The 11,134-nt window shown below is 71.0% G+C and carries 9 protein-coding genes and 1 tRNA gene; 6 read left to right on the top strand and 4 right to left on the bottom strand.

Annotated features, from left to right (window positions below):
* Positions 1-126: 126 nt before the first annotated feature.
* From ACZ6MZ_RS19045 to ACZ6MZ_RS19035, 3 genes are all read left to right on the top strand, one after another.
* Complete coding sequence (locus ACZ6MZ_RS19045) at positions 127-474, top strand: hypothetical protein (protein ID WP_384332828.1); 348 nt, start codon at positions 127-129, stop codon at positions 472-474.
* A gap of 186 nt (positions 475-660) precedes the next feature.
* On the top strand, positions 661-1,449 hold the full coding sequence (locus ACZ6MZ_RS19040) for a hypothetical protein (protein WP_469353107.1): 789 nt from the start codon (positions 661-663) through the stop codon (positions 1,447-1,449).
* Positions 1,450-1,526: 77 nt separating this feature from the next.
* Positions 1,527-1,600: transfer RNA gene (locus tag ACZ6MZ_RS19035), tRNA-Lys, on the top strand.
* Between the two features lie 43 nt (positions 1,601-1,643).
* On the opposite strand, the gene ACZ6MZ_RS19030 is transcribed toward ACZ6MZ_RS19035, so the two are convergent.
* Positions 1,644-2,888, bottom strand: a complete 1,245-nt coding sequence (locus ACZ6MZ_RS19030) for a M6 family metalloprotease domain-containing protein (RefSeq protein WP_384187100.1) — start codon at positions 2,886-2,888, stop codon at positions 1,644-1,646.
* 410 nt (positions 2,889-3,298) lie between these two features.
* On the opposite strand from ACZ6MZ_RS19030, the gene ACZ6MZ_RS19025 reads away from it, so the two are divergent.
* On the top strand, positions 3,299-5,221 hold the full coding sequence (locus ACZ6MZ_RS19025) for a putative bifunctional diguanylate cyclase/phosphodiesterase (RefSeq protein WP_469353105.1): 1,923 nt from the start codon (positions 3,299-3,301) through the stop codon (positions 5,219-5,221).
* 316 nt (positions 5,222-5,537) lie between these two features.
* The gene (locus ACZ6MZ_RS19020) at positions 5,538-7,094 is read left to right on the top strand and encodes an FAD-binding oxidoreductase (protein WP_469353103.1); all 1,557 of its coding nucleotides are present in this window, start codon (positions 5,538-5,540) and stop codon (positions 7,092-7,094) included.
* Between the two features lie 54 nt (positions 7,095-7,148).
* Here ACZ6MZ_RS19020 and ACZ6MZ_RS19015 read toward each other — a convergent pair whose 3' ends face one another.
* Positions 7,149-8,231 (bottom strand): LLM class flavin-dependent oxidoreductase, encoded by a 1,083-nt coding sequence (locus ACZ6MZ_RS19015; RefSeq protein ID WP_384184827.1) that lies wholly within the window; start codon positions 8,229-8,231, stop codon positions 7,149-7,151.
* A 253-nt stretch (positions 8,232-8,484) separates the two neighbouring features.
* Between ACZ6MZ_RS19015 and ACZ6MZ_RS19010 the strand changes: the two genes are divergently transcribed.
* Positions 8,485-9,231, top strand: a complete 747-nt coding sequence (locus ACZ6MZ_RS19010; protein ID WP_469353102.1) for a hypothetical protein — start codon at positions 8,485-8,487, stop codon at positions 9,229-9,231.
* A gap of 143 nt (positions 9,232-9,374) precedes the next feature.
* Here ACZ6MZ_RS19010 and ACZ6MZ_RS19005 read toward each other — a convergent pair whose 3' ends face one another.
* Together ACZ6MZ_RS19005 and ACZ6MZ_RS19000 are read right to left on the bottom strand one after the other, a co-directional pair.
* On the bottom strand, positions 9,375-10,094 hold the full coding sequence (locus ACZ6MZ_RS19005; protein WP_384184832.1) for a maleate cis-trans isomerase family protein: 720 nt from the start codon (positions 10,092-10,094) through the stop codon (positions 9,375-9,377).
* Positions 10,091-11,020 carry a maleate cis-trans isomerase family protein gene (locus ACZ6MZ_RS19000; protein WP_469353100.1) on the bottom strand — a complete coding sequence of 310 codons (930 nt, stop codon included), beginning with the start codon at positions 11,018-11,020 and terminating at the stop codon, positions 10,091-10,093. Before ACZ6MZ_RS19000 ends, ACZ6MZ_RS19005 begins: the two co-directional genes overlap by 4 nt.
* Positions 11,021-11,134 lie beyond the last annotated feature (114 nt).

Here is an 11,134-nt window from a genome sequence, read left to right as displayed (position 1 = left end):
GGTTCCCGCCCCGCGTGCGGCCCCCGCGCACGCGGGGCGTCGCACGCCCCCGGAGGCCCACTTGCGGTGGGCGGGACAATGGACGGTGGCCCAGGGGCCTGTACACGCACGAGCAGGAGGAATCAGATGCCGGATCCCGAGCGGAGCGAGCGGCGGCTTCGGCCCGCACCGCTGCTCTTCGAGCCCTCGGAGGCGGTCGCCGACCCCGAGCACTTCTTCGACCTCGAATCCCTCGACGACCCCGCGGAGCTGCTGGCCAGAGCCACCGAGCTGACGCTCGCGTTCCGTGCCGCGACCGACCGGGCCGTCGAGTTCCAAGCGGTCGCCGCCGCCCAGCTCGCCGATCCGCGCCGCTTCGACCGGCTCACGGTCGCGGACATCGCGCGGCGCGCGGAGTGGACCGAGGACTATGCCAAGAAGATGGTCGAGTTCGGACGGGACCTGCTGCGCGGCGACGGCCTGTCCGGGAAGTAATGCCTCATCAGGGGGTGGCCGGTCCCGGCCCGAGCGCCGGGACTGCTCCCGAATATCCCGCTGAGGGGTAGAGCGCCAGGCATATGGCATATGCCGGGGCGAAGGTTACGCCTCTCCGCCCTGCCCTGTCCCGGTTTCTGCGAACTCTCCGAAACAGAACCGTTACTGCCAGTAGACCTGAGTGTCATGAGCGTATGGCTACGAGATGAATCCCCGCTGACCCCCGGCACGAGCGACGACGAGCGCCGCACCGACATCTTCAGCCTCCTCCGTGACGAGGGGCGCCATCACACCGCGCAGGTCACCGCGGCCGGCGCCGACTGGCTCGCCTCCGCAGGACCGTATCCCCGTTCCACGCTCTCCCTCTGGGCCGCGCACCCGACCGCTCCCGGCGTACTCCCCTGCGGCTCCACCTTCGACGTGGTGAACGTCCCGGCGATCTTCGGCCGCCGCATGCTGAACCGGCTGTGGTCCGAAGGACCGGGCTCCGGGCCGGTCGCCGCGCACCACGGCCGCATGCTGCTCTTCGCCGCGCCCGGCACCGCCCAGCGGTTACCGGCCCTGCTCTCCTGGGAGGAGTGGGGCACCCCGGGGGCCGATGGCTCAGGGCCCGGTGGCTCAGAACCCGGCGACTCAGGGCCCGGCGACTCAGGGCCCGCTGCCTCCGGACCTGTCGATTCGGGGCCCGGCGACTCAGGACCTGTCGACTCAGGACCCGGCGGGCGGGCCGGCGCCGTACCGCCCCTGCTCTGTCACGGCACCGGCGACGCGGTGACCGTACCGGCGCTCGCCGCCGGCGCCTCGTCGGGGCCGCGCTGGGTGGTCGCCCCCGACACCCGCCATCCGTGGCTGCCGGGGCCCGACGTGCTGCTCTGGGCCTGTGTGCGGGTGGCCCGCGCGACGGCACGTACCCCCCGCCCCCGGGCCGGAGCCGTACCCCGCGCCAGGGCCGCGGTCACGCTCCTGACCACCTGAAACGGCCCCGGACCCGGCCTCCGTATATCGATTTTTCCTCGCGCCGATCCGGGTGCTAAGGTCTACGACGTCAGCAGGCGCCGCTAGCTCAGTTGGTTAGAGCAGCTGACTCTTAATCAGCGGGTCCGGGGTTCGAGTCCCTGGCGGCGCACAGACGGGAAAAGCCCCTCGCTCTCGCGAGGGGCTTTTTCGTGTCACGCCCCCGGGGTGATCTTGACCGTCCAGGCGCCCGCGGGTGTGCGGTCCGCCACCTCCACCCTCGTCCGCTCCCCCGGGACCGTAAAGGTCTCGCCGACCTCCAGCGGCGCGTCCGCCAGCGGCGGGTACACCGACTGGTCCCAGCAGGCCTCACTGCGCGGATGGGCGTCCACCACCTCGACCGGCCCGCCACCCGACGCCGTCCGGCTCCGCACCCGGTAGATCAGCACGCCCTCGGTGCAGGTGTGGGCGTCATTGCCGGTCGCGGCGCGCGCCTCGATGGCGAGGGCGGTGTCCTCGCCGGTCCTGACGACCGCCAGCCTCGTCCCGCTGCTCCCGCCCACGGCCGGTGCGGCGGCGATCGGCTCCAGGGTGAGCAGACTCGTACCCGACGGGTCCACACAGCGCACCTGCCGCCGGTCCAGCCACCCCAGCTTCCACTTGTGCCAGCCGAAGAGATCGGGCGCGAGACCGAACTGGCTGCCCATCACGTCCCAGTCCCCGACATAGGTGTCCCAGTCGCCCTTGCCGTCCGCCGGCCGGTGGTAGAGGTCCGGCAGGTCGAAGACATGCCCGCTCTCGTGGGCCAGGACATTGCGGTCCGGCGGATGCCGCTCGAAGACGGTGACGATGCGCTTGATGTCCGTCCCGTCGGCTCTCATCGGCCGTTCGAAATTCACCACCTTCGTGGCGTCGGAGTCGACGCCCGGCGCGTCCGGGTCGGCGACCAGATAGACGACGTCGTAGCGGGAGAAGTCGACCAGCGGATCGGCGGCCTTCACCGCGTCACGCAGATAGGCGGTGCGCCGCTTGGGGTTCCAGTCACGCCGCATCCCGTACGAGGTGGAGGTGCGCGGCATCCGCAGCCACTGGAGCTCGGGGTGCGCCCGCAGCGTGAACTTCCCGTACGAGGCCCGCTCGTAGAAGCGGCTGGTGGCCGGGAAGTGATCGGCCGCCAGCTCCCGCGGATCGGTCAGCGGCTTGGAGTCCGGGAAGGAGAGAAAGACCATGACCGCGTCGAGGTCACGGTCCGGGCGCGGGTAGGCGGTGTTCCAGGTGTCGAGGCCGAGCGAGTGATGGGCGGGGGTACGGGGCAGGGCGCAGGGTCCTTCGGAGGCCGTGGCCAGCGTGGGCCCCGCGACCAGGGACGTGGCGGCGAGCGCCACGAGGGAGGTGAGGGCGGCGGCGCCGCTGCGCAGGCGCGGCCGGTCCACTCCCCCGGGTGGCTGCTGACGCTCCACATGGACCTCCGGCTGCGGTTGGGGGACACCTCACCCACCTTGTGCTGGTTTGTGGTGAGACGCCCTGTTCCGCTGCCCCACACGGGTGAGGAGCCCGGATATCCCCGAGAAGCCCGGCACCCGCCCGTCACCCGCCGGTCACCCGCGACATCCCCGGCCCGCGGTGACCGCGTCCGCCGCGCTGCGACACCCCGGTGGATCACGGAAAGTCACAACCGATCACGAGGGGCTCGCCCAGGGCCACAGGCAGGCATAAACGATCGTCCGGCGACATTCCCGCGGCTTTTCGCGGTCCCGTTCCGTGCGCGGAGCTGGAATGGCCGCCCGGCCTCCCTCTATGATCGGCACACTTTCCCTGGCCGACCGTTCCGACCACCCTGTACGACAACACTGCACCGCGGGAGCGAGCCGTGAGCGGAACCCCCGAAGGGCCGCACTCCGCGACAGTCGCGGCGCCAGGCACCGTACGGCCACCGGTCACGGAGCGTCATACCCTCGGCAGAACCGCCGCCGAGCTGCGCGACTACGGCGCCGCGTTCCGGGCCGCCCATCTGGCGATGGCCGTTCTCGACCGCGAGGGCCTGGTCATCAGCGCCAACGACGCGCTCGCCGCGCTCCTCGGCATCGAGCCCGCCGCGCTCTCCGCACAGGCCGCGGCCGATCTCGTCGACCTCGAATCCGACCCCCGCACCTGGCACGCCTACCGCGAGGTGCTGGACAGCCGGCGCTCCCGGTTCCGCTGCACCCGCCGCCTCAAGCACTCCAGCGGGCACGCCCTTTGGGCCGAGATCACCGTCTCGCCCGTGCCGGAGAGCCCGACCGTGCTGTTGTCGATCGCGGACATCAGCGACCGGCGCGAGCTGCAGGCACGGCTGCGCCATCTCCAGATGCACGATCCGGTGACCCGGCTGCCGAACCGCACGCTGTTCTTCGAGCGGCTCGCCTCGGCGCTGGAGGCTTCGGCGCAGGTCAAGGGTGCCTCGTACGTGGAGGGCGGACTGTACGTGGAAGGCGCGTCCCACCGCGACGACACCGGCACCGGCGACAGCCCCGGCACCGGCGATGGCAATGGCGATGGCGGAACAGGGCGGATCGGCCTGTGCTACCTCGACCTCGACGGGTTCAAGGCCGTCAACGACACCCTCGGCCACCGCACCGGCGACCGGCTGCTGGCCGCCGTCGCGAGCCGGCTCACCGAATGCGCCGACCACGACGGGTACACGCGCAGCGGCGGCCATCTGGTCGCCCGGCTCGGCGGTGACGAGTTCGCGATCCTCGTCGAGGACTCCACCGGTACGGAGCAACTCGCCGACCTCGCCCGCTCCGTGCTCAGCGCGCTCCAGCGCCCCTTCGATCTGGGCGGGCAGCGGCTCTCGGTCTCGGCGTCGATCGGGGTCGTGGAGCGGAGCACGGCGGGCACCACCCCGACCGGTCTGATGCAGGCCGCCGACACCACGCTGTACTGGGCGAAGGCCGACGGCAAGGCCCGCTGGACCCTCTTCGACCCGGAGCGCAACGCGCACCGGATGACCCGGCAGGCGCTCACCTCGTCACTGCGCCCGGCCATCGAACGCGACGAGTTCGTGCTCCAGTACCAGCCGCTGGTGGGGATGGCCGACGGGATCGTGGGGGGCGTGGAGGCGCTGGTCCGCTGGAACCACCCGCAGTTCGGCACCCTCGCGCCGAATCGGTTCATCGGGATCGCCGAGGAGGACGGCTCGATCGTGCAGCTCGGCCGGTGGGTGCTGCGTACGGCCTGCCGCCAGGCCCGGCAGTGGCAGAAGGACCATCCGCGCGTCCGGCCGCTCTTCGTCAGCGTCAATGTCGCCGTACGCCAGGTCTGGGACTCCGATCTGGTCGCGGATGTGGCCGAGATCCTCGCGGAGACCGGTCTCGCGCCGCAGCTGCTGCAACTGGAGCTGACGGAGTCCGCGGTGATGGGCTCGGCGGGCCGGCCCCTCCAGGCGCTCCAGGCCCTGAGCGACATGGGCGTACGGATCGCGATCGACGACTTCGGGACCGGCTACTCGAACCTCGCGTATCTCAGCAGACTGCCCGTCTCGGTCCTCAAGCTGGACGGCTCGTTCGTCCGCGGCTTCCGGTACGACGAAGGGGTCCATCCGAGCCCGGCCGACGAGACGATCGTCGAGGCCATGGTCCAGCTCGCGCACCGGCTGGGGCTGACGGTCACCGCGGAGTGCGTGGAGACCTCGGGCCAGGCGGCGCGGCTTCAGCGGATCGGCTGCGACACCGGGCAGGGCTGGCTGTTCTCGCGCCCGGTGGCACCGGAGCGGATCGCGGAGATGATCGCCGTCAGCCCGCTGGAAGCCTGAGAGCCTGTCGGATGACCTCTGATCGGGCGGCCACGCCCTGGCACGCACGCTTCCCGCGTTGCCGAAATGCCCTAGTAGCTCCGCTACGAGGACATCCCGGCGCCTTGGAATCGCACGCACCAGACCGCGTCCGCTCTCCGATCGAAGGCCACCCGACAGGCTCTGAGCCGACGGATCCGCACCGGCCCGGTGTGCCGGTGACCTTGTGTCACCCGAATTCGCCATGATGGTCACGCTGCGTAGCAGATTCCTGGCTGACGTGGTACTCCCGGAGAAGACCCCGGACGTACGGGTGACTCAAGAAAGGCTTCCGACTGTGACCAGTCGACGTGATGTGCTGCGCCTGGGTACGCGAGCGACAGCGACGGGACTGACGGCCGGGCTGGTGGCCGCGCCCGCCACGGCCCAGGCCGCACCCCCCTTCACACCCCCCGCCTCACCCCCCTTCTCCCCTCCCGCTGCCGGTTCCGCTGTCGCCGCGCGGGGGCCGGAGCGGGCCGCCTGGCGCGAACTGCGCCGGCTCCTCAGCCCGGCGGCCGGTCTCTACCGGCCGGGCGAGGGCGAGTACGGACGGCTGGCCCCGCCCGACAATCTGCGGTACGCGGACATCCGGCCCGCCGGAATCGTGGCCTGCGTCACCGAGCGGGACGTACAGACCGCGGTCCGCTGGGCGGCCGCGCACGGCATCCCGCTGGTGCCCCGTTCGGGCGGCCACAACTACGCGGGCTACTCCACGACCCGGGGCCTGCTGATCGAGCTGCGCCGGATGCGTCAGGTACAGGTGACCGGCAGCCGCACGCTCCGGGTGGGCGGCGGGGCCACCAACTCGGACGTGTACGCGGCCAGAGCCGCGAACCTGTACTTCCCCGGGGGCCGCTGCCCAGGGGTGGGGGTGGCCGGGCTCACGCTCGGCGGCGGCTTGGGCTTCAACGACCGCAAATGGGGCCTGACCTGCGACCGGCTGCAGGCTACCGATGTGGTGCTGGCCAACGGTGAGCTGGTGCGGGCGAGCGCCGAGGAAAACGCCGATCTGTTCTGGGCCTGCCGGGGCGGCGCGGGCGGCAACTTCGGTATCAACACCGGCTTCGTCTTCCACGCCGTCCCCATCGGCGGCCGGCGGGCCACGGTCTTCGACCTGACCTTCCGTCTCGACGCCGGCGTCCGCGTGATGGCGGCGCTTCAGGAGACCCTCGACCACGACCGGGCAGGCGACTTCGACGTCCGGGTCGGCTTCTCCCGCCCCGGAAGCGGACAGGGCACCCTCAATGTCCTGGGACAGCGACTGGGCACGGCGGACCAGCTGAGGAAGTCCCTGGCCGGTGTGCTGGAGCTGAAAGCCGTCAAGAAGTTCATCGAGCAGCGCCAGTTCTGGGCGGCCCAGGACTATCTGATGTCCGCGGCCGAAGTGGGCGCCATGGCGTCGAAGTCGCTGGTCCCCAACCGGTGGCTGCCGAGGCACTCGGTCGAGAGCATCGTCGAGTGGGTACGGAACTGGTGTCCCGGCCCGGCCCGCGGCACCGGCTACGTCACCCTGTTCGCCATGGGCGCGCACAACGACAGCCCGGGCCCGCGCGAGACCGCCTACCCCCACCGGGACGCCACGTATGTCATCGACATCGGCGCCCGCTGGACGGCGGACACCCCGGCCGCCGAGTCGAACGAGCTGGTGAACCAGACACGCGCGATCCACCACACCCTGAGCCGCCAGCTGCAGACCTCGGCCGCCTACGTGAACTTCCCCGACCCCGACCTGCGGCGCTGGCAGAACGCCTACTACGGCGCCAACTACACCCGCCTGACCGACATCAAACGCCGCTACGACCCGACCGCCCTCTTCCACTACCCCCAGGCCATCCCCACCACCCACCCCTGACACCCCCCGGCCCGCCCACCCCGGGCGGGCCGGCGGCCGTACGCGTCGGACGCGTCAGGCCGGGAAGCCGTAGGCGTCGGCGATCAGGTCGTAGCTGTGGAGGCGGGCCTCGCCGCCGTGGGCGTTGGCGGTGATCATCAGCTCGTCGGCGCCCGTGCGCTTCTGGAGGTCGTTGAGGCCGTCGCGGACCGCGTCCGGGGTGCCGTGGACGATGTTGGTGAGCCAGGTGTTCACGAACTCCTGCTCCAGTGAGCTGAAGCGGTAGGCCTCGGCCTCCTCCGGCGTCGGGACCAGGCCGGGGCGGCCGGTGCGGAGGCGGACCATGGAGAGGGCGCCGGACAGCACCTGGCGGCGGGCTTCGCGTTCGTCGTCGCTGGCCAGGGCCGCCACGCCGATGACGGAGTAGGGGGCGTCGAGGACCGCGGAGGGGCGGAAGGAGTCGCGGTAGAGGTCGAGCGCCGGGATGGTGTTCTGCGCCGAGAAGTGGTGGGCGAAGGCGAAGGGCAGTCCGAGCACGCCGGCCAGCCGGGCGCTGAAGCCGGAGGAGCCGAGCAGCCAGATCGGCGGGCGGGCGGCGGGGCCCTGGACCGGTCCCGGGACCGCGTGGATACGGGAGTACGGATGCCCGTCCGGGAAGTCGTCGTCCAGGAAGCGGGTCAGCTCGGCGAGCTGCTCGGGGAAGTCGTCGGCACCTTCGTTCAGCCGGTCCGAGCGGCGCAGCGCCGCGGCCGTCGCCCCGTCGGTGCCGGGCGCGCGGCCCAGGCCCAGGTCGATACGGCCCGGGGCGAGCGCCTCCAGGGTGCCGAACTGCTCGGCGATCACCAGGGGCGCGTGGTTGGGCAGCATCACGCCGCCGGAGCCGAGGCGGATGCGCTCGGTGTGGGCGGCGAGATGGGCGAGGATCACCGCCGGCGAGGACGAGGCGACGCCCGGCATGGAGTGGTGTTCGGCGACCCAGTGCCGGTGGTAGCCCCTGCGCTCGGCGAGCCGCGCCAGCTCCACGCTGGTCCGCAAGGACCGGGTGGCGGTGGAGCCGGTGCCCACCGTGACCAGGTCCAGTACGGACAGCGGTACGGGAGCGGTTCCGTTCGCCGTGCCTCGAATCGCGTCCGTCGTGCCTCGACTCGCGTCGTCCACCGGTCAGACCCTCCTGCGCATGAAGACAGTACGAACCGGCTTCAACAGGAGGGCCTCTCCGGTTATTCCCCAAGGGCTGCCCGCAGCCCTCCCGTGTGCTTCTGGATGGTCACAGCGGAACGGCCCCCTGTAACAGATACCACCGGTTCACCTCGGCTGTGCAACAGAGGTGGGCGCTGACCAACAGGCTTGATGCGTACGGCGTTTGGCGGGCTAAGGTCACAAGAAATCGACGCCGAAAGGGCACTCTGAAATGTCTCTCAACCGCACCCGTCCCCGTACGCTCGCCGCCGTCGGTTTCCTGGCCGCTACCGGTCTGTTTCTCACCGCGTGCGGCCCCGAAGATTCCGCTGCCGACTCCAGTGCGAGCGCTTCCTCCAGTGCGGGCGCTTCGTCCGGTGCGGACGCCCCCGCCGATGCGGGCGCCCCCGCCGATGCTGCCGGCGACACGGAAGCCAGTGCCGAGAACCGTGAGGACGGTACGGTCACCGGCACGCTGACCTATCTGGCACCCGGCAAGCTGGAGGTGGACGGCCGTCCCTTCTACCTCGCCGAGGACACAGAGATCCAGGGCGGCGAGATCTGCGGTGATCCCGAGACTCCGGCGGTGGAGAGCTGCACCCCCGCCGAGGCCGAGGAGGCGGCCCAGACCGGGACGGTCAAGGCCGAGGTAGAGATCAAGAAGGGCATAGCGACCAAGATTATCGGCGGAGCGGGCGGGGGCGCCGGCGACTCGGAAGCCAGTGCCAAGAACCGTAAGGACGGTACGGTCACCGGCACGCTGACCTATCTGGCACCCGGCAAGCTGGAGGTGGACGGCCGCCCCTTCTACCTCGCCGAGGACACGCAGATCCAGGGCGGCGAGATCTGCGGTGATCCCGAGACTCCGGCGTTGGAGAGCTGCACCGCCGACGAGCTGGAGATGGCCGCAAAGGACGGCGGCATGAAGGTTGAAGTGACGATCAAGAAGGGTATCGCCGAGCGGGTCGTCCAGGCCTAGGCCCTGTCCGGTCGTGGCAGAGGCATGAAGGCGTCTGACATCTCCCTCCACGCCTCCTCCCGACCCGCCTTGCCGGGAGGAGGCGTGGACAGTAACGGAGAGCCGCCGCCACCGCCGGCCAGGCGCTACTTTGCGGACACGGCCTAGACCCGGGTCGCGAACAGCGTGCCCAGCTTCGGCGCCCAGGCCCGGCGGTCCGCCAGCCGCAGGCCCTCCCAGACCGTCACCTGGTTCGCCGTGAGCACCGGCTTGCCGAGCGCTTCCTCCAGCTCGGTCAGATACCCCGCCGTATGCAGCGCCGTATCCGGCATCAGCACGACGTCCGCGTCCGGGTGGTCGCCCGCGCGGGCCAGTTCGAGCACCTGCTCCCAGCCCCAGGTGCCGACCTCGGCCGCCGTGATGATCCCGCTGGCCCGGTCCGCGACCACGTCGAACCCCGCCGCCTTCAGGAAGGCGGTGAAATACCCGGTGACATCGTCGGGATAGGTCGCCGCGACGGCGACCCGCCGCGCGCCCAGCTCCCGTGCGGCGTGGACGAAGGCGAACGACGTGCTCGACGCCGGGAGCCCGGCCGCCGAGGCCAGGGCGCGCGTCTGCTCGTGCGCGCCCTCCCATCCGTACACGAAGCTTCCGCTCGTGCAGGCCCACACCACGGACTGGGCCCCTGCCAGCCGGATCTCCTCCACGCCCTCCGCGAGCCGCTCCGGCGCGCCCATCCGCAGGAGTGCCTCCACGCGGTGGGCGTCCTCACCGATGTCGGTGTGGACGACGGCCAGTCTGAAGCCGCTGCCGAGCAGCATCTCCATGCGCGGGTATTCGTCCTCGGCGGAGTGCCCGGGATAGAGGAGTCCGACGGTGGTCATGTCCAGCCTTCCTGTTCATCCGGCTTCGGTTCCGGCGGCAGTTCCAGCGCCGGTCCGACCGGCGCGGGCCCGACCGGCGCCATCGGTGCCATCGGCGCCATGGGAGCCATGGGAGCCATCGGAGCGACCGGCGGCAGGTCCTCCACCGACGGCAACACCTCCACCGGAGGGATCGGCAGGATCGTCTGCGCCGGCCGGTCGAGCAGCAGCCCCTGGTACGGACCGACGGCATGCGCGCCGAGCCTGCGGAGCGCCGCCCACATGGTGACCTGGTTGGCGGACAGCACCGGCATCCTCAGCTCGGCCTCCAGCTGCGGAATCGCGTCGTACGTGGCGAGATTCGTGCAGCTGATGAAGAGCGCGTCGGCCGCCCCTACGACGGCCTGCCGCGCCATGTCCACGACTGAGCGGTACGGCACCTTCCAGATGTGCCGGGTCAGTCCCAGAAAAGCGCGACCCGTGACCGTTACCCCGACCTCGCCGAGATAGTCCTCCAGCGACTGGGTGACCGACTCCGTATAGGGCGTGACCAGCGCGATACGGCCGGCACCCAGCTCCTCCAGCGCCTCGACCAGCGCGCCGGAGGTGGTCAGCGAGGGCACCTCGCCGGCCCGGGTCATCGCCTCGCACATGGCCCGCTCACCGGCCGGACCGCCGACGAAACTGCCCGAGGCGCAGGCATACGCGATCACCTCGGGCTCGGACGCGCCGAGCGCCCTGACCGCCTCACCGAGCGTTTCGTGCTCGCTGACCAGCCGGGCGAGGTCAAGGGAGACCTCGACCGGAACGTAGGGCGTTCTGGTCACGCGCAGCGAGATCTCGTCGGGCACCCAACGCCACAACTCGCGATCCAGCGCGAAATCGAATGGGGCGACCACACCGACACCACGCTGCGGCTGCGGTCCACCGAGAAAGGAGACTTGCAAGTCTGGCCCCCTTAGCCTGTTATTGACGACGGTAGGAGCCAGGTGCGAGCTTGGTCAATCCGCGCATCTCAGACGTTGCACGGATTTTTCCCGGGCGAAATGCCCCGGGCACCG

The organism is Streptomyces sp. NPDC042201 (genome assembly GCF_055582185.1).
The sequence above is the reverse complement of the archived record's forward strand: the minus strand, read 5'-3'. Positions and strand labels throughout refer to the sequence as shown.

Bases quoted from the DNA above. Each gene is read 5' to 3' on its own strand.
- ACZ6MZ_RS19040 (WP_469353107.1), top strand. From the start codon at position 661: ATGAGCGTATGGCTACGAGATGAATCCCCGCTGACCCCCGGCACGAGC.
- ACZ6MZ_RS19010 (WP_469353102.1), top strand. From the start codon at position 8,485: ATGTCTCTCAACCGCACCCGTCCCCGTACGCTCGCCGCCGTCGGTTTC.
- ACZ6MZ_RS19045 (WP_384332828.1), top strand. From the start codon at position 127: ATGCCGGATCCCGAGCGGAGCGAGCGGCGGCTTCGGCCCGCACCGCTG.
- ACZ6MZ_RS19005 (WP_384184832.1), bottom strand. From the start codon at position 10,094: ATGACCACCGTCGGACTCCTCTATCCCGGGCACTCCGCCGAGGACGAA.